18 protein-coding genes are annotated in these 18850 nt (G+C 31.3%); 6 read left to right on the top strand and 12 right to left on the bottom strand.

Going from position 1 to position 18850, the window contains the following annotated elements; all coding sequences use genetic code 11:
- Positions 1-4: 4 nt before the first annotated feature.
- The gene (locus tag Q0828_RS19305) at positions 5-1408 is read left to right on the top strand and encodes a pyridoxal-dependent decarboxylase (protein ID WP_298425193.1); all 1404 of its coding nucleotides are present in this window, start codon (positions 5-7) and stop codon (positions 1406-1408) included.
- Positions 1409-1654: 246 nt separating this feature from the next.
- Here the strand turns inward: Q0828_RS19305 and Q0828_RS19310 are convergent, their stop codons facing one another.
- The 7 genes from Q0828_RS19310 to Q0828_RS19340 form a co-directional block, all read right to left on the bottom strand.
- Positions 1655-2110: a nuclear transport factor 2 family protein gene (locus Q0828_RS19310; RefSeq protein ID WP_298425196.1), complete on the bottom strand. Its 456-nt coding sequence runs from the start codon at positions 2108-2110 to the stop codon at positions 1655-1657.
- A gap of 73 nt (positions 2111-2183) precedes the next feature.
- Positions 2184-2744, bottom strand: coding sequence for a cyclic nucleotide-binding domain-containing protein (locus tag Q0828_RS19315; protein WP_298425199.1), 561 nt, complete (start codon positions 2742-2744; stop codon positions 2184-2186).
- Positions 2745-3115: 371 nt separating this feature from the next.
- On the bottom strand, positions 3116-3592 hold the full coding sequence (locus tag Q0828_RS19320) for a hypothetical protein (protein WP_298425202.1): 477 nt from the start codon (positions 3590-3592) through the stop codon (positions 3116-3118).
- 201 nt (positions 3593-3793) lie between these two features.
- Positions 3794-4123 carry an SMI1/KNR4 family protein gene (locus Q0828_RS19325; protein ID WP_366523618.1) on the bottom strand — a complete coding sequence of 110 codons (330 nt, stop codon included), beginning with the start codon at positions 4121-4123 and terminating at the stop codon, positions 3794-3796.
- Positions 4124-4252: 129 nt separating this feature from the next.
- Positions 4253-4597 carry a hypothetical protein gene (locus Q0828_RS19330; RefSeq protein ID WP_298425205.1) on the bottom strand — a complete coding sequence of 115 codons (345 nt, stop codon included), beginning with the start codon at positions 4595-4597 and terminating at the stop codon, positions 4253-4255.
- Between the two features lie 115 nt (positions 4598-4712).
- Positions 4713-5069, bottom strand: coding sequence for a hypothetical protein (locus Q0828_RS19335; protein ID WP_298425208.1), 357 nt, complete (start codon positions 5067-5069; stop codon positions 4713-4715).
- Positions 5070-5266: 197 nt separating this feature from the next.
- The gene (locus Q0828_RS19340; protein WP_298425210.1) at positions 5267-5911 is read right to left on the bottom strand and encodes a TetR/AcrR family transcriptional regulator; all 645 of its coding nucleotides are present in this window, start codon (positions 5909-5911) and stop codon (positions 5267-5269) included.
- Positions 5912-5987: 76 nt separating this feature from the next.
- Here Q0828_RS19340 and Q0828_RS19345 point away from each other — a divergent pair, with 76 nt between their 5' ends.
- Complete coding sequence (locus tag Q0828_RS19345) at positions 5988-6296, top strand: hypothetical protein (RefSeq protein ID WP_298425211.1); 309 nt, start codon at positions 5988-5990, stop codon at positions 6294-6296.
- Positions 6297-6458: 162 nt separating this feature from the next.
- On the opposite strand, the gene Q0828_RS19350 is transcribed toward Q0828_RS19345, so the two are convergent.
- The 4 genes from Q0828_RS19350 to gap form a co-directional block, all read right to left on the bottom strand.
- Positions 6459-7142 (bottom strand): hypothetical protein, encoded by a 684-nt coding sequence (locus Q0828_RS19350; RefSeq protein WP_298425214.1) that lies wholly within the window; start codon positions 7140-7142, stop codon positions 6459-6461.
- On the bottom strand, positions 7142-7762 hold the full coding sequence (locus tag Q0828_RS19355; RefSeq protein WP_298425217.1) for a hypothetical protein: 621 nt from the start codon (positions 7760-7762) through the stop codon (positions 7142-7144). The genes Q0828_RS19350 and Q0828_RS19355 overlap by 1 nt, the downstream gene beginning before the upstream one ends.
- Positions 7763-8633: 871 nt before the next feature.
- Positions 8634-10802 (bottom strand): ATP-binding protein, encoded by a 2169-nt coding sequence (locus tag Q0828_RS19360; protein ID WP_298425219.1) that lies wholly within the window; start codon positions 10800-10802, stop codon positions 8634-8636.
- Positions 10803-10860: 58 nt separating this feature from the next.
- Complete coding sequence (gene gap, locus Q0828_RS19365; protein WP_298425221.1) at positions 10861-11856, bottom strand: type I glyceraldehyde-3-phosphate dehydrogenase; 996 nt, start codon at positions 11854-11856, stop codon at positions 10861-10863.
- A 357-nt stretch (positions 11857-12213) separates the two neighbouring features.
- Here gap and Q0828_RS19370 point away from each other — a divergent pair, with 357 nt between their 5' ends.
- From Q0828_RS19370 to Q0828_RS19385, 4 genes are read left to right on the top strand one after another with little or no spacing between them, the layout of a single operon-like run.
- A complete protein-coding gene (locus Q0828_RS19370; RefSeq protein WP_298425223.1) occupies positions 12214-12888 on the top strand; it encodes a hypothetical protein in 675 nt (224 codons plus the stop codon).
- A gap of 2 nt (positions 12889-12890) precedes the next feature.
- Positions 12891-13547, top strand: coding sequence for a hypothetical protein (locus tag Q0828_RS19375; RefSeq protein ID WP_298425224.1), 657 nt, complete (start codon positions 12891-12893; stop codon positions 13545-13547).
- Complete coding sequence (locus tag Q0828_RS19380) at positions 13517-14269, top strand: ATP-binding protein (protein WP_298425226.1); 753 nt, start codon at positions 13517-13519, stop codon at positions 14267-14269. Before Q0828_RS19375 ends, Q0828_RS19380 begins: the two co-directional genes overlap by 31 nt.
- Before the next feature lie 8 nt (positions 14270-14277).
- Positions 14278-14952 carry a response regulator transcription factor gene (locus Q0828_RS19385; protein ID WP_298425228.1) on the top strand — a complete coding sequence of 225 codons (675 nt, stop codon included), beginning with the start codon at positions 14278-14280 and terminating at the stop codon, positions 14950-14952.
- 264 nt (positions 14953-15216) lie between these two features.
- On the opposite strand, the gene Q0828_RS19390 is transcribed toward Q0828_RS19385, so the two are convergent.
- Positions 15217-18273 (bottom strand): T9SS type A sorting domain-containing protein, encoded by a 3057-nt coding sequence (locus Q0828_RS19390; protein ID WP_298425230.1) that lies wholly within the window; start codon positions 18271-18273, stop codon positions 15217-15219.
- Positions 18274-18850: the final 577 nt, after the last annotated feature.

An 18850-nucleotide genomic window follows, 5' to 3' on the forward strand; every position in this document is an offset into this window, starting at 1 on the left:
TTGAATGGCTGATATGAATAATGATATCACTTTATTTAATGAACTTATTGAAATTTTATTAAATGAAGAAAAGAAGAATCCAGTTGCAGACCGAATAGAAGCAAACAAATTATATGCTTCACTTGACCTCTCGTTAAATGAGTCTCCAATGGTAGATGATGAATTTAAAACGGCACTTCGAGATGTTGTCATATCTACTCCAAAAACAGCGACAAACTTATTTTTTAACCAATTATTTGGAGGGAGACAAAGCAAAGCCGTTTTAGGTGATTTATTAGCAGTAATGCTAAATAATAGTATGTATACTTATAAAGTAGCAGGTCCTCAAGTTGGTATTGAGCAAGAAATTATAAGAAAGTCATGTGAGTTAATTGGTTATGGACCACAGAGTAATGGAACATTTCCAACTGGAGGTTCTATGAGTAATTATATGGCGTTGGTAATGGCAAGAGATGCAAAAGATCCAGCATGTAGATCTAAAGGAATGACAAAGCCGATGGTAATATATACTTCTAAAGAATCACATTATTCAAACGCTAAAAACACAAGCTTTACAGGAATAGGTAAAGATAATATTAGGTATATTGAAGCTGATGAAACAGGAAGAATGATTCCTGAAAAGTTAGAAGCAACAGTGATTGAAGATATAAAAAATGGATTTGTGCCAACGTATGTAAATGCTACGGCAGGAACCACTGTTTTAGGTGCTTTTGACCCAATAGACAAACTTGCAGATATTACTGAAAAATATGACATGTGGTTACATGTTGATGGTGCTTATTGTGGAAGTGTAATTTTCAGTGAAGCCTACAAACATTTATTAAAAGGTGTAGAAAGATCAAATTCATTCAGTTACAATGCGCACAAAATGCTTGGCACACCTTTAACATGTTCTATTATTTTAGTTAACGATAAAAAGCATTTACACAATTCGTTTAGTAATGACGCTGATTATTTGTATCAAACAGATGGAGATGATTTCAACTTAGGTAAAACTTCATTCCAGTGTGGAAGAAGAAATGATGCATTAAAATTTTGGACACTTTGGAAATCTGTTGGAACAAGTGGTTTAACACAAATTGTAAATCAGCAATTTGAATTAGCAAATGTTGCCCGTAACTATGTCAAAAATCATCCTGACTATACTTTATATAGTTTTGAAGATTCAATTTCTATATGTTTTAATTACAAAAACATCGATCCAACAACTTTATGTACTGTATTGTATGAACATCAAGTTACGGTGGTAGGTTTTGGTTCTTTTAAAGAAGATACTTTCGTAAGATTGGTTACTGTAAACGCAAATAATACAACGCAAGATATATTGCATTTCTTTAAAGTATTAGAAACATTTGTAGAAGAAAACCCAAGTGTATTTGAAACTAAAGATGAAGCAATCAATATATAATTATTAGTATAAAATATTCTTTTTCTAAAAGGAGAAGAAATTTCTACATAACATAAAACCTCAAAAAACCAGAGAAACTAACGACTCTGGTTTTTTTTATGGCATAACTAAAATGACTGTAAGATTAAATTAGTATATGCTAATTACAATGATTGAGATTTTCCCTGTTCACAATACTATCAGCTTTGTCTACAAGTAATTGTATTCTTCTTTTTATCTTCTAAAAACGCTATTTGAATTTTAGTTTTACTCTTTCATTTGAGCATAAAATTTTCTCCATTCAGTAGTATCATATATCAAATTCGATTCTTTTATAAGTCCGTCTTCAATTCTGAACCATTCGGTTCCTGAGTTTGACTCTAAACCTTTGACTGATGATTTAAAAATATAAAAAACAGCTATCCAATTTCCGTTTTCGGCAATATTAATAATCTCTATCCCAGTAATTACAGCGCCAATCTGTTTGGCTAGCTCAATAAATTCTTTTTTAGAATTAAGTTCAAGCATTGGATTCTTAAATCTATAATCATCGGCCAACAAGTCCAAAGATTTTTGAATTTGTTCTGGGTTATTGAATCCATTTAAAAACGTAGTCACGATTTCTTGATTTGTCATAGTCTTACTTTTAATTTGTTGCGCGTTACTTTGGATTGAGAATATGGCTAATCCAATAATAACGGCTTGTTTTATTAGTTTCACCATTCTATTTTAAATTTATGATGAGACAAAATTGCAACAGATTATAGACTCTATTCTTGGTAAAAACCAAGATTTTTTAAAATTTTACAGAATTGATTAATTTACTAAAGTTTGTAGGGTCAATTCGTAAATATGAAGCAATATCTTTCTGCGGAATCATATTTATCAAATGCGGACTTCTTTTTATGAATTTCTTAAAACGAGTATCTGTGTTGAAAGCCATTAATTGGTGATGTCTTTCGATAATACCTATTAAAAACTGTTCTGTGATGATTCTAAATAGGGTTTCAAGTTCTCTATGCTTTTTTATTAATTGAGAATGTTTCGTGTAAGGTATTCGTAAAAATGTACTGTTTGTGATTGCTTCAAGATAGTATTTGGAAGGAGTTTGTGTAAGAAAAGATTCAACGACTCCACTAAATGATGGCGCGTAGGCAAAAAACATAACATGCATTTTTCCTTCATTTAAGTAGTATGACTTTTGAATTCCTTCTTTTACAAAATAAAGGTAGCGTTCAGTTCTACCGCATTCAGTAATTAATGTTTTTTTTGGAACAGAATATTCCGACCAATGAGAAATATATTCTTCTAGGACTTCTTCTTTAATTTTATAAAAAGAGGACAAGTATTTTTTCAATTGTTTACCAACGATTTATATAAAAACTATAACGGATTATTATGTGCGTATCGTTCAAAAAGCAATATACTAATTTAAACGCGAAAACGGCACTAAGTGAACTGTCAAACAGTTATTCTTCTTATAGTTTCTAGAGTGTTATTTTTTTTCTATTTCAGAGAATGAATCCCGATTGTTTTGCCTTTTACTTTAGTTTGTTTTATTTGGGAAATTCATTAATTGAAAGTTGTTGCGTTTTGTTGCAAACTATTGCTAGATTCATTTTTTAGACCTAAGAAAATAGTATGTGAATATTTAATATGCTTAAAATTAGTTCATTGGAAATGGATACATTCTTTTGTTGGGAGTCCATACATTGTTATCGCACGTTTTTACTTTTCAGATTCATATCCGTGAATATTCCAAGTTTTTAAAAAATCATAACCTTTATGTCTCAAATATGTCATTCCGTCTATTTTAAATTTCATTTTAGTCAAGACTTCGATTTCCGTTGTATCTGAATCTCCTAAACCAACAAATTCTAACTGGACTTTACCGTTAAGTTTTATCAATCCAGCGATTGTTGAAGAAGAAGTTATTGGCAGTTCTTCTGTCCGTTTGATATCTTCTGTATATGGTATTATTTCCCAAGTTGCAAAATTCTTCACTTTATGAAAGTTTAGCCATAATATATTTTCTCCTTTAATATTATTTTCAGGAATCCAAAATCCGTTAAGATTTTTACGTACTGAATCCAATTTCGTCAAATCAATTTCAGAGTCATTTTCCACAACAATTAAATTTCGTTTAGGATTAGAACAACCGAAAAATATAAAAGTCAAAATCGATATGTAAATTATTAATCTCAAGTTGCTGTTTTTTAAATGTGTGGTAATGTGTTTGTGTCTAATTCCGTAGAGTGTATTAGCAACTAAATTAGCAAAAACAAACCAAATAGAAAATCTGTGAAGATTTTTAAGAAGTAAGTGAGAACAAGCAATTACTTATAGCCATTATTGTGGTTAGTTTTTTCCGATGCTATTGTTTCGTTTAAAAAAATCAAAACTTCCTTAAAATAACGTTCTAAACTTTGGTGTTCTTCTTCTCCAGTATTTCCACTTTTTATTTGTTGAATTCGGTGGAATAAGAAGAAAGTATTGTTCTTGATTTATTCCTGCAATTAAAATACTTTTTTCGAGTTGTTTTCCAATATCTTCAAATTCGTTAATACAATAAGCTTCGATTATAAAACTGTCAATATTTTTCAGAAAGTCAATTTTGTTAATTGACTCAAAATTCGGTTCGATATCGTTTGGTGCAGAAAATCCGTTTGAGATTAATAGAAACTGTTTAAAGTTATTCGGAAATTTAATCCCAAGTCTTTTTTCGGTTAGTTGTATTTCATTTTAAAATGTTGGTTTTGTACCTAGCCATTTATTTTCAATCTGCTCTTGAGTAAACTCAAAATCGGCTAATTCTATTGCTTTTACAGATATTTGATTTAATAGATCTTTCATTATTCTAATTTATCATAAATGTGGTTTTGCAAAATAGAGCCAACCACACCATAGGGTCCAAAAACAGCTAAATAAGAGTCCGATTATAAAAAAAAATATTCGAAACCTTTTTAGTCCGATTTTGTTTTTCAAATAATACCAATCAAACAATTCTAATAGAGTTCCTAATGAGTAAAAAATATTTGCTCCAATTCCCCAAATTATAATTCCGATTGTGTCCTCTATAGTCCAAGAATATTCTCCTCTTGAAAGGCCATCATAAATTGCAAAAAATCCAAAAAATCCAACAACAATATTGTAAATCCATCTTTTAGATTCCCACCATTTTATATTCAATTTTAGTTCTTCTATTGTCATTTTCTCAAATTAAACAACCGTCAGTTATGGGTTTAAAGTTACTGATTTTTGATAAAAAACAGACTTTAGCAATTCCGAGTGGAGTCGGACAAAGTCGAATCCGCCGTAATTGCGATTATACATTGTTATGTGTAGTTTTTTTATTGTTCATTAATTCAGTTATTTTTTTCGCTTTTTCAAAATCCGCATCAATCAGCCATATCTTCAAATTCCGATTTTCCATTTCAAGAATTAAATTGGCTTTTTTCTTAAATTTTCCACCAACTCCACTTCCTATGAGTAAATCCACAATTATACTTAAAGTCGAAATTAACCAATTCGTCCGTTCTGCATTCAATTCCGTATTTTTTAGCTTTCTGAATGAGTAGATTCCGCTATTTTTCGGTTCAGAAGCATCAACGATTTCAAATTCATCGTTATTCAGAATTATTTTCAGTTCAGGTTTGTTCCTCAATTCAATAGTTGTGATCATTTTCGAGTTCTGATTTTAACTTACACAAAACGTTTAGTGTATGGAAAGTAGGGCAGAAGAAAGCGACAAACTTTCAAGATTGCTCTGAACTAAATCGTTATATTTTGTTTTTAACTTCTCATTTTTAAAACCCAATCAAAAAAAATGGCGGACTTGGTTAAAAGCTTTAAACTTTGGGTTAAGCACCAAAATCCGTATTAGTTGTAGTCCTTTTTAGGCACAGTTTTTTCTATTCTACTGAAATACTCATGATATTTTTTTAAAGATTCTGACTCAAGATATGGTTCCAATAATCCACAACAAATTTCCATATAATAAGATAACTCAATATTTTTATTAGATGAAATTTCTGCATCAATAGCCCAAAAATTATTTAGTATTTGACCAACATTAATTATTCTTTCAATGTTCTTTTTGTTCAAGCTACGAATCAGAATACCTTTTTTTATATAATATTCTAATATCTGTTCTGCTAAGACTCTTTCATTAGAGGTGTTTTGTATAAAATCAGTTTTTATAGTTTCATAATTTGACAATATTTCAAATAAGTTTAAATAAAAGAATCTATATTTTGATTGTATTTTAAAAAGTTCTTTATGAGTATCAAGATATGTAATTATACTTGGTTTTTCATTTTTAACTACTGAATACATGTTTTGTAATTCCTGTTGTAATTCGATATATAGAGATTTTATGATTACTTTTTTATCAGGGTAGTGATATGAGTAACTACCTAAGCTAATTTTTAGGTTTTCGCATATCATTCTTGCAGTAACATTGTTCAATCCTTTTTTATTATAGAGAATTCTAGCAGTATTTAATATTTTCTTTTTTGTATCCACTTCACAAAGATAAAACATTCGTACACTTGTACAATTAAAAAGATATCGTACATTTGTACGATAAAATATTATACTTATGGATTTCTCTCTTATTGATTTTATTATTGGACTTACATTGGTGAATACTATTCCACATTTTGTTTTAGGTATTTGGAAAGGTAGAATGTTTAGTGGATTAGGTTTTGGGAACAAACAAAACATTCTCTATGGCTTGTTGAATTTAGTTATATCTCTTAGTTTGTTTATCTACAAGTATAAAGTGGAAGGTTTATTAGAAAATAGCATCTATTTGGGGGCTCTTTTCGTGATTTTCTCTTATCTTCTTGTTGGAAAGTTATGCTATAAGTATTTCCATGAGAAATATTTTTCGGAAAATGAGTCGTAATTGTGCCTATGGTTTGTGTATGAAACGTAGTGTGTAAAAATACACTAACATTTCGAGCTAACACAAAGCCAAACTTAAAATTTGGCGGACTTTATAAAAATACACAAACCTTTGGGTTAAGCACTTTTTAGCTATGTTTTATACACCGTGTTGGCAGTAGTTTTATTCTTTCATCATTTGATATTTTTTATAAATAGAATTTTTCCACTTAGTAATATTTTCAGTTTTACTGTTGTCTAATTTACTTTCAATACTATCTATAATTTCTCTTGTCCAATTTAATTGTAAAGCTTTACCAAATTCTATAATCTTATTATTTTCAATTTCACATTCCCACCAAAATAAGATATCTGAAACAAATAATCCATCCCAAGTAAATCTTTGAGAACTTTCATTGATATTTGGTTCTGGCATTTCAATATCAAAAGTTAAAAATCCATTCTTTTTTTTATCGTATGCATAGATTTTATAAAAACTTATGTCAGACAGAAATGGAATTATGTTTTCAACATTATAAGCGTCTTGTTCCTTTTTTGTCATCAGGAAAAATTCAGTTGGACATCTCAAATAATTGTTGAGCCCTATTCTTTTAGATTCTTCATTTTTACAAAATAAATCACTTATTGTCTTGGGTAAATCAAGCTTTTTTATTGTATTTAAAACATCTTTTTCTTTTAATCTTTCTGTATCTCTTTCCCATTCTGATTTGTAATTCGCCATTTTTAATAAACTATCAAATGGTAATTTGGGGTATTGTTTTTTATATTCTTCAAAGTACATTCTTGTCAAGTCATCTTTGATTTGACTGACTTCATCCTTTTGTCTTTTTCCAAATAAATTAAACATTATCTTGTTTTGTTAATTACTGCTAACATTCCTTGTATATTGCGTTTGCCTACCGAAGGCGGCATATGCAATATACAAACTGTTATGCAAAAGTTTCTTGGTCTTTTAATTTCCCTTTGATTAATTTCTTCAATAACTTCTTTTTTCCATACAATACCTAGCTGAGCATCAAATTCAGATTTTCCAGTTATCCTTCCAGAATAGATCCCGACAAATCCTCTTATTTCGCCAATTCTTGAATTAACTCTTAAAGTTTCATCTTCTACTCCGTGAATTCCAAATCTTCTAAAAATTACTGGTGAGCCAGACATTCCTGATTTGCTGGCAGTATCAATAAAAACCTTTGGTAAATCTTCGTAATCAATATCAGGCTCGGTTGCCACACTTCCTCTTTTCCATATTGGTAATGATCCACCACCTGTTATGGAGTATGGAAACCCTAGAATAAAAACCTCGTCAGCGATTCTTAGGTTGAAATCATCGAACTGAATTTTATTAATTGGTCTTAAAATTCCATTAAAATTATCAGGAGTTTCCATTTCAAATACAACTACATCGACAAGTTCCTTATGGACAGGATGTACAAACCAATCCGCTTTATCATTATCATAAAGATTCATTGTGAAAGTTTCCCATTCTATGATTGGTTCTTTTTGTATTTGAAGTTTAAAATTTAATACATCAGGTATACCTATGGTTTCCTATATGCTCTTTTGTTATTGGATTTAAGCCGGTAACATTGTGCCAATTGGTAATCAAATAAAACTTTTCCTCAAATTCATAAATAAATGCAGTTCCTGAGGCTAATTTTTGTTTAGTTTCCGAAAAATGCATTGTGATAGGAATACTTGTATAAGATATTTGGTCGAAGTTGAATTTTTTCACAGATTTTTCAATTTTGCATAACGTATGTATAACAGGAATTTCTGTTATTTCTACTATAACCAAACTTTTTTATCGATTAAAGATTTAGTTATTTTAAAACTACAATTTTCTTATTCCAAGTCAAAATCATCTAAAGAATTTTTAATACCTGTTTGAGTAATACGTAGCCAATTTCCTTTTCATATTAGAAGTGTGACATTTTGAATGTGTGTAAGTTTTAATGAGTTGAGTTCTATTATTAATATCAATTTCATTTTTTGCGTCATTAATTATGGTAAAATTATATGATATTTTTTTATTTACGATTTATGCAAATTTGTCTAATATACACATAAAAAAAGATTTGTAAAAAACTAAAAACCCTTATGAATAGTATGTTTAAAGCTATAGTTCCAAATTCTTATATAAAACAAGAAAGGCGAGTAACCAACTCGCCTTGTTCTTTAACTAACCAATCCAAAATTTATGTGAAATGAAAACAAAGCGTGATGCTTTTATTTGCTTTCAATTAATAAATAACAAACCGTGTGCCAAAAGTTGAAATTTCAATTTTTTGGAATGCTAAATATTTGTTAATGAATGGTTTTTGAACTTCTTTAACTTTGTTTACGATAAAATATGAGAAATCTTTTGGTAGAAAATTTCAGGATCAAATGGTTTTGAAATTACTTCGTTAAAACCATCTTTTAAGAAGTCATCTTTGTTATCGTCCAATGAAATTGCCGTTAACGCAATGATAGGTGTAGAAACATCAAACTTTCTAATTTCTTTAGTTGCTTCAATTCCACTAATTCCTGGCATGTGAATATCCATTAAAATAAAGTCATAACGGTTGCTTCGCGCGTAATCAATAGCTTGATAACCATCATCGGCAATATCGCATGTCATATTTTGTTTGGCAATAATTTTCTTAGTAATTACTTGGTTGATTTTATTATCTTCTACCAATAATACTTTAAATTTACGACTCTTAAGATCTGTTTTTTCTTCGTTGATAGCTTCTGCTTCAATCGTTTCCACAGGAATTTTATCAAATGTTAGTGTAAAACGAAACGTAGAACCTTGGCCAAGTTTACTTTCTAGTTGAATATCGCTTTCAAGCAATTCTAAGAGACTCTTTACAATAGTTAATCCCAAACCAGTTCCGCCATATTTACGGTTTATTTGAACTGAACCTTGTGAAAAACTATCAAAAATATTTTCTTGCATTTCATCAGAAATACCAATTCCATTATCTTTTATTTCAAACTGAATAGTTTGTTGTGTATCACTTTCCTCTTTAATAGAAGCAATGATTTCAACCAAACCATCTTTCGTAAATTTCAAGGCATTACTAATCAAGTTGATGAAAACCTGTGACATCTTTAAATAGTCACCAATCAACTTTTCAGGAATACCTTTGTCAATATTCAGAATGATTTTGTTATTATTTTCTTTTGACGTCTGCGTAAGGGAATTCATAACGTCATTCAATACTTTTTTTAGTTGTAAAGGAGCTTTTTCAACAGCTAACTTTCTCGCTTCAATCTTATTAACTTGAAGTATATCATTGATAAAGGTCAATAGATAATCACCTGAAAATTTCAAAGATTTTAAATGTTCTTTTTGACTCTCACTTGGGTTTTCTTCCAACAATAAATGTGTCAAACCAGTTACAGCATACAGAGGCGTCCGCAATTCGTGTGTTACGGTTGATAAGAATTGCGCTTTAGCTTTCATAGCTTTTTCAGCATTGTCTTTTGCCAATTGCAATTCAGAGTTTTTCTTTAATAATAAGTTGTTTGTTTTTACCTTAATTTGATTATTTCGATACAATGAAATCGTTAATAATGAAATAATAATTAGTAATGCCGAACTGAGTATGGAAGTTAATTTATTTCGTTTTCCTTTTTGTGATTCTTCTGTGTTTTCACGCTTTAACTCTTCAATATAACGTGTTTTAAACTCATTGTCAAAATAAGCATCCGCCGTAACTTCTTGTTGTAGACGTGCATTATTATAGATTGAATCGTTGATTTTTAGATACTTGGATTGAAAAATATAAGCATTTTCCATGTCGCCCATTCCATGATACGTATCAGAAATGATAAGTGTACTTTGTAATTTTATAATAGGGAAATTATAGGAAGTAGCAATACGCAAAGCAGCTTCTGCATTGAGTTTTGCATCTTTATATTCCTTGATGTTTTTGTAAGCTTTCGCTAGATTTAAATGAACTTTGGCGCGTAAATAATTTGGTTGATAGATGTCATTAATCGGTAATGAATTTTCAAAACGTTCAATAGCGCGTCCATTAATTCCTTGACTTAAAAAGAATAAACCTCTATAATATTTTAATTTATTAATATCATCTTTCGATTGAAATTTACTAAAAATTACCTCAGCTTTATTAAAGTGTCCATCAGCAATACTATACGAAGTATTTCGAGTAGCTGTCAACGCTTGCAATATGTAATTGTAACCGAGTCCGAGAGAGTCTTTAATCTCTTCTTGAATTTCTGCAGCTCTGAGTAAAATATCTTTAATATCCTTTGGATTAAAGTCTTTGTAGTTCTCTTCAATCTCTAGTTCGGCACGAAGCATGTAAGCTTTGGCTCTACTTTTTTTATCATTAATACTATCAGAAAGATCTATAATAGTGGTTAACTTCTCGTATGCTAAATGTTTTTTAGCTTTCTTTTTGTATTCATATACATCAACAAAAGAGCGCTCAATACTGTCCTTTACTGTTTCATTTGACTGTGCTTGGGACAATACAGAGGATAAAGCAAACAAGATATATAAAATGTGTTTTACTTTAAACACCATGAAGTAATGATTTATTCAAAAATACTTATTTATTTGAAATATATAGAATTAAATCAATTAATCTGTAGGAATATCCTATTTCATTATCATACCAACCGACAACTTTTACCATTTTCCCAATAACAGAAGTCATTAATGAATCAAATGTACACGAATATGGATTGTCAATTACATCTACAGAAACTATTGGATCTTCCGTATATGACAAAATTCCTTTTAAACTTGTTTCAGAAGCGTTTTTAAAAGCTAAATTAATTTCATTAATCGAAGTTTCTTTTTTCACGTTAAATGTAATATCCGTGAGCGAACCATCAGGAACAGGAACACGTATTCCACAACCACCAATAACATCTGAAAACTCTGGAAATATTTTTGTCAATGCTTTTGCAGCACCTGTAGTTGTAGGAACAATACTTTGACTTGCGCCACGTGCGCGACGTAAATCACGATGTGGCTGATCATGTAAACTTTGATCTGTAGTATACGAATGAATCGTAGTAATATACGCTTGTTCAATTCCACATAACTCATTGATGACTTTCATCATTGGAGCTGCATTATTTGTCGTGCAAGAAGCATTAGAAACAATGGTTTCTGAACCATCTAAAATATGTTCATTAACACCTAAAACCACCATTTTAATTTCTTCATCTTGTGGAGGAACCGCTAAAATAACTTTTTTAGCACCATTGGTAATATGATGATTTAATAACGATTTTGTTTTAAATTTTCCAGTAGCTTCAATTACAAAATCTATATCATATGGCTGCCAGTTGAGTTGCGTAATGTCAGAAATATTTGTTACAGGATATTTTTTTTGATCAACTAAAATTTCAGTTTCAGTATGTTTTACTTCTTGCGGAAGCACGCCGTGAATACTATCATATTTCACTAAATGACTCAAGGTACGTGTATCTGCCAAATCATTAATCACAACAACTTCAATAGACGGATGGTTTAGGAGTAAGCGAAAGAAGTTTCGACCAATTCTACCAAAACCATTAATAGCAATTCTAATCATGTGTATGCTGTATTTATAAGAAAAGCAAAATTACGGTTTTTAGTTGGATTGTAAGTTTGATAGATTATTAGATTTTTTGAAATGAAGTAGTACTAACAGATCACACTTTAATCAAAATATATTTTTTGGTAATTATGCAGTAAAATTCTATGATGATGAAAGAAAATTCCATAAAAAGATATCGATTTTTGTTAAACAGAAAAGATTATTCAAGATGAATTTTTAGATATGTAAAATTTACAGTATCTATGAGATACGTAAAATTACGCATTTTCATATTTGTTGCTTTTTTTACATTTACAATGAGAAAGAAATAGTATTTACTAACAAATTATTCAATTTAAAACCCTAAACATTATGGCTGGATTCTCAGACCCACAACTCAGTATTGAAAATTGGAAAGCACTTGCACAAGAGTCACCTATTGATGGAATTATTTCCTTGTTTGAAAAAAGCGGAAATAATTTTCAATTGACATTAGATGAAAAAATGAAATCTTCTGAACGATTACATATATACCTGACGCTTAGTGATGATGAAATTAGTTTCTTTGTAATTCCGTCAGCTTCTGATTTACCTGTGAATAAAAATATTTATGGTTCAGGAGTTTATCCTGTAGCAATTAGTGCAACACAACAAACAGTTTCTGGTACTGGAAATGAAGAGTTAATGACCTGGATTAACAATTGGTGTAATGAAAAAATGCGTAATACTTGGTTAATGAACGTTCAGAAAGCGCCACAAGTACTAGTTATTCATACAGATGATTTTATTGTAGATAATTTACATGAATGCTATTTCGCTTTAAGACCTAATTCAAATGCATCAATTCCAACTAAAAATAGAATGGATTTAGTTGTAAAAAATACTGTAACTGGAACATTTTTAAATGTAGAATTAGAAACAGCTACAGCAGAAGGTGTTGGACCTCAATTTAGAGATATGGCACGACCAGTTCCTCCATTTGGACAGGAGAATCATACCTCAACAGATGTATCTAATTTTGGAATATTATCACTATTAGGAGAATAATAATGACACTTAGTACATTTTCTGAAATAATGACTTACTTATCGCCACTCGTGCTATTTATTGGTACGAGTGTTGGTATCTTTTATCATAAAAAATTAGATAAAATTACTAAGTTATTATTGTATTTTTTAATGGGAAGCTTGGCAATAGATATTTTTTCTCGAGTTTTGGGAGAACTGTTAAATAATAATTTAATTTTATATGTAGCACTAAGTTTGCTTGAGTTACTCATTTTTTTTAACATTTATGATAGCTTATGTAAAAAGAAAAAAATCATCAGAATCTTAACAGTCATTGGTGTGTCATATACACTGATAGAATCTATATATTTAAATGCAAACAATGTAGAGTTATTTCAACCATATGCAAAAGCGTTAACCCCTTTGTTAATTGTAATAATGACGATAGTGTATTTCTTTGAATTGATACAAGATGAAATGAAATTAGTCAAAGGAAAGGCACGTTATTTTTCGTTTAACAGTATCGTTCTATGTTTTTTTGCGTTGGAATTTTTATTTTTAGTGCCCATTAACTTTTTAATAAACGGTGGTTTTTATTTGGCAGTATATGTCTTATTAGCGCATGTTTTTTTACTTGTATTATTTTATTCGTACTTAACTTATTTTATATGGAAGCATGGCAGAAACCCGAAACAATAATTCTTTGGATCATTATTGTGGGAATATTTTTAGTGGTGCTCCTAACGGTCATCATCTTCTTGGTGCGCGCCATCTTTAAAAAAATTATAAAAGCAAAAGAAAAAGAAGCAAAGACACAATTAGCCTATCAGCAAAACTTACTTGAAACAACGATAAAAACGCAAGAAATTGAACGACATCGTATTGCGGCAGACATTCATGATGCGTTAATAGGAAAGTTAACGGCGATTAAAATGGAGCAAGAAATCACACAAAAAGACCAAAAAACAATTGAAGCGTTGCATGATAGTATCGCAATTGCTCGTAGAATCTCGCATGATTTAAGTCCGCCACTCATTGAATTTACTAAGCTTCCCGAGTTAATAAAAGAATTACTATATCCTTGGGAGCAACATGTTTTAATTACGGCTATTTATGATATTCGTCACGATACCAACGAAACGGACGATTTTAAAGTACAGATTACGCGTATCATTCAGGAAATCATTACTAACATTGTAAAACATGCTGAAGCTACACAAGTAACATTACATTTAAAACAGACCGAAAATTACATGGCATTGTATATAAGTGATAATGGAAAAGGATATGATACAGGTAGCAATAGCAAAGGTTTAGGAACTAAAAATATAGAAACTAGAGTACAGTATCTAAAAGGAATTTACAAAGTAAAATCGAACATAGGAAAAGGAACTTCAAATATGTTTCTATTTAAAAACTAAAAAGAATTATGGAAAAAATAACACTCGGATTGGTAGATGATGATGCATTAATTGTATCTCTTTTAAAAGACTTTTTAGGAAATCAAGAAGGAATAGAAGTATGTTATACGGCAGATAGTGGCGAAATGCTCAAAGAGAAATTATTGACGGATAGTGCATTGCCAGATATCATTATTCTAGATTTAAATATGAAAGGAATTAATGGTGTAGAAGTAACCGAGTTTTTAAAGAAAAACTATCCGAGTATTGGTGTCATTTTAATGACTTCACACTACAAGCGTTCTTTTATGGGATTCATGTTAAAAACGGGCGTTTCTGCATTTTTACCCAAAGGAATTTCGCCAGTACAATTACTAGAAATTGTTAGAGAAGTGTATGACAAAGGATTTTACTTTATGGACGATCAATTGGGTGTATTGCGTGAGCAAATATCACATAAAAGTCCAAAACCAACCTTAATTGAAAAAAATAAACTTACCGAACGAGAAATAGAAGTATTAAAACTGATTTGCTTCCAAAAAACAGCCAAAGAAATTGCAGAAAAACTTTTTATTACACCTCGAACTGTGGAAGGTCATAAAAGTAATCTATTCATCAAAACGGAAGCTAGAAACATTGCAGGTTTGGTGATTTACGCGATTCAGAATAATTATATTGAACCGAATGAAATTCCGTTGATTTAGTTTTTTAGTAATGAGATGTTAGTATTGAGAATTGAAATATTGGAATGTTAGAGTTCTTACACAGTCGTTATCCTGAACTTGATTCAGGATCACATAGCAGTAACTAAGGTGCTGAATCGAGTCTAGTCATGACACGGAGCGTAAAAAAAAGGGCTAGAAGCGAAGCGCAGCTAGCCTAAAATTTATAATTCTTTATTTTACAAAGCTCTTTAACGGATCATGGTGCTTTAAGAACTTGATAAGTTATGTCTTGATAAGTCTACGTTATAACTTTATAAATTTAAAAACGTTTTCTACACCTTTTAATTTTAAAAAATAAACACCAGATTGTAATTTCTCTATATTGATAGGCTGATTGTTTGTAATCTTACCTTGAACAATATTACTTCCTTGAACAATATTACTTCCTTGAATATTATAAATTACATACTCTTTACTTTCTTTAAGCCCCGTAATAGCTACTAAATTATGTGAAGGATTAGGATAAAGACTCAGTTTTTCAATGATAGTATTGGTGTCAACTCCTAAAGTTGCATCAACATTCAAGAAAGCTAGGTTACTTTGCACACTGCATGATGATGAACTAAACACTTCTACAAAGTATCGACTACCATCGTCTGCCAATTGTACATTATTTAGCGTAAGTGTTGCGTTGGTTTCGCCTGCTAATGGTGTAAAAGGGCTGATAATAGATAAACCTCCACCACCAAAAACTATATCACCTGTAGCTACATAAATAGTTCCGTTGGATTCGTATACCCCTTGAGAGTCATTACTAAGTAAACCATCAGTTGTGGTCTTATTGATAAAGGTGTTACCTGCATCTGTAGAGATCGATAAACCTCCTCCAGGTGTAGCTACATAAATAGTGCCGTTGGATTCGTATACATCAAAACAAATATTACTGCCTAATCCATCTGTTGTGGTCTTATTGGTAAAGGTATTACCTGTATCTGTAGAGATTGATAAACCTCCAGTTGTACCAATATAAATAGTGCCGTTGGATTCGTATACCCCATAACAGGAATCAGTCCCTAATCCATCAGCTGTAGTTTTATTGGTAAAATTATTACCTGCATCTGTAGAGATCGATAAACCTCCAGCTGTAGCCACATAAATAGTGCCGTTGGATTCGTATACGCCTCGACAGAAGTTATTCCCTAAACCGTCTGTTGTAGTTCTAGTGGTAAAAGAAGTTCCTCCATTTGTAGAAGTCGATAAACCTGCAACTGTAGCCACATAAATAGTGCCGTTGGATTCGTATATGCCATTACAAACATTACTTCCTAATCCATCTGTTGTGGTTTTATTGGTAAACGTACTTCCTCCATCTGTAGAGATTGACAAGCCTCCACTTGTAGCCACATAAATAGTGCCGTTGGATTCATATACACCATTACAAGTATTACTCCCTAAACCGTCTGTTGTAGTTCTATTGGTAAACGTACTTCCTCCATCTGTAGAGATCGATAGACCTCCATTTGTAGCCACATAAATAATACCGTTGGACTCATAAACATCATTACAAACATTACTCCCTAATCCATCAACTGTGGTTTTATTAGTAATAAGCTCTCCTGGTTCGTACCACTGATACATAACATTGGTACCTGAAGCTACAACATTAAAACTAGCATCACTTCCTTCAATAACACTTACATTTTGAGGCGGAGTCATGATGGCTATATCGCAAGGATCAACTGTTAATGTAACTAGGTTACTTTGCACGTTACATGTTGATGTATTAAACACCTCTACAAAGTATTGACCACCATCGTCTGCCAATTGTACATTATTTAGCGTAAGTGTTGCGTTGGTTTCGCCCGCTATTGGTACAAAAGAGCTGATAATAGATAAACCTCCATTTGTAGCCACATAAGTAGTAGCGTTGGATTCGTATACACCATTACAAATATTATTTCCTAATCCATCAGCTGTGGTTTTGTTGGTAAAAGTAGCTCCTCCATCTGTAGAGATCGATATACCTCCATCTGTAGCGACATAAATAGTACCGTTGGACTCGTATACATCTCGACAGAAATTATTTCCTAATCCATCAGCGATGGTTTTATTAATAAAGGTATTTCCTGCATCAGTAGAGATGGATAAACCTCCACTTGTAGCCGCATAAATAGTGCCATTGGATTCGTATATTGCTAGGCAACCATTATTCCCTAATCCATCAGCGATGGTTTTATTGGTAAAGGTATTTCCTGCATCAGTAGAGATTGACAAACCTCCACTTGTAGCCACATAAATAATACTATTGGATTCGTATACATCTCGACAGAAATTATCTCCTAATCCATCTGTTGTGGTTTTAGTAGTAAACGTATTTCCTGCATTTGTAGAGATCGATAAACCTCCACCACTTGTAGCCACATAAATAATACCGTTGGATTCGTATACCCCTGCACAGTTATTATTCCCTAATCCATCTGTTGTGGTTTTATTGGTAAAGGTATTTCCTGCATCTGTAGAGATCGATAAACCTCCAGATGTAGCTACATAAATAGTGCCGTTGGATTCGTATATATCTGAACAGATATTACTCCCTAATCCATTAGCTGTGGTTTTATTGGTAAATGTAGTTCCTCCATCAGTAGATATTGATAAACCTCCAAATGTACCTGCATAAATAGTGCCGTTGGATTCGTATACTCCTCTACAAACATTATTCCCTAATCCATCAGTAGTAGTTTTATTAGTAATAAGCTCTCCTTCTCCGTACCACTGATACATACTATTGGTACCCGAAGCTACAACATTAAAACTAACATCACTGCCTTCAATAACACTTACATCTTGAGGTTGCGTATTGATGGCTATATCGCAATTAATTAATTGCACATCTGCAATTTGAAGAATTGATGACGCGCTACAAGTTCCTGTAAAATTTAATCTATAATGTGTATATGAATTTGTATTTTGGAAAGAAAATGTTCTTGAAGAAAGACGTGTTGAAATACATGGAATTACGCCTGCAGTAATGCTTGTAAAGTTGGTCCCGTCGTTAGAACCAAAAATTTGATAATTTGTCGGATCTCTTTCAGGCGCATCATTAGCAGTCACAAATTCCATACTAGTGACTCTACTTGCAACACCTAACATATCGACTTGAAAACCGATACCATCATTGGCATTAAAATCTAAATATTTTGTATTTGAATTTTGGTCAATGACATTTTGCACCTGTTCTCCTCCAGGTGAATTTACACTCCCAAAGGTAGTGGCAGTATGTATAGAGCTATTAAAAATGCCTTGCGCATAATTGGTAGTTGTTACTGTAATAAAAATGAATAAAAGTAATAGTTTTCGCATATGTAGGATATTTTAAATAAATAGAATTGGGGTTACTAAATGTATAAATTCAAACAAAGATATATAACTTGATACTCCATAATTTTTAAATGTTCTGAATAGGCGTTATGGTGTTACGAAAGACTAATAAATTAATATTTAGAATTGTTGCATAGTAGGTATTGTATATCCTAAAGTAGATTTATGATGCACGATTTTAGGAATATCATTGCGAACATTATTGAGATCAAAATATATTTCTTGGAAAGCATAAACGTCACTTCAAGTGATTCGCCCATGCGAATTGTATCGAGAAGTACTTGGAAACGATTAGTGTCACAGCACTTCTAGCTAGTTCTGCTGAACTTGTTGAAGTACATTTTTTTCATTTTGCTTTGCAACGAAAAAACACTCGAAGAGACGTTCGGTGTTGTGATAAAAAGAAAGTTTAAAAAAACAATTCGTGAATTCGTGGTGAGAAAATAAAGTCTTGCAATTATTCAAAAAAATGGATGAGCTACTGAATCGAGTTCAGCATGACGTGGAGCGTCAAAAAAAAGCTAGAAGCGAAAGCAACTAGCCAAAATTTATAATTTAA

This window comes from uncultured Kordia sp. (assembly GCF_947496985.1).
Classification (GTDB): Bacteria; Bacteroidota; Bacteroidia; order Flavobacteriales; family Flavobacteriaceae; genus Kordia.

Coding starts and splice junctions, on each gene's coding strand:
- Q0828_RS19345 (WP_298425211.1), top strand. CDS start 5,988: ATGGATTTCTCTCTTATTGATTTTATTATTGGACTTACATTGGTGAAT.
- Q0828_RS19355 (WP_298425217.1), bottom strand. CDS start 7,762: ATGAATCTTTATGATAATGATAAAGCGGATTGGTTTGTACATCCTGTC.
- Q0828_RS19375 (WP_298425224.1), top strand. CDS start 12,891: ATGACACTTAGTACATTTTCTGAAATAATGACTTACTTATCGCCACTC.
- gap (WP_298425221.1), bottom strand. CDS start 11,856: ATGATTAGAATTGCTATTAATGGTTTTGGTAGAATTGGTCGAAACTTC.
- Q0828_RS19310 (WP_298425196.1), bottom strand. CDS start 2,110: ATGGTGAAACTAATAAAACAAGCCGTTATTATTGGATTAGCCATATTC.
- Q0828_RS19370 (WP_298425223.1), top strand. CDS start 12,214: ATGGCTGGATTCTCAGACCCACAACTCAGTATTGAAAATTGGAAAGCA.
- Q0828_RS19330 (WP_298425205.1), bottom strand. CDS start 4,597: ATGACAATAGAAGAACTAAAATTGAATATAAAATGGTGGGAATCTAAA.
- Q0828_RS19380 (WP_298425226.1), top strand. CDS start 13,517: ATGGAAGCATGGCAGAAACCCGAAACAATAATTCTTTGGATCATTATT.
- Q0828_RS19350 (WP_298425214.1), bottom strand. CDS start 7,142: ATGTTTAATTTATTTGGAAAAAGACAAAAGGATGAAGTCAGTCAAATC.
- Q0828_RS19305 (WP_298425193.1), top strand. CDS start 5: ATGGCTGATATGAATAATGATATCACTTTATTTAATGAACTTATTGAA.
- Q0828_RS19390 (WP_298425230.1), bottom strand. CDS start 18,273: ATGCGAAAACTATTACTTTTATTCATTTTTATTACAGTAACAACTACC.
- Q0828_RS19335 (WP_298425208.1), bottom strand. CDS start 5,069: ATGATCACAACTATTGAATTGAGGAACAAACCTGAACTGAAAATAATT.
- Q0828_RS19385 (WP_298425228.1), top strand. CDS start 14,278: ATGGAAAAAATAACACTCGGATTGGTAGATGATGATGCATTAATTGTA.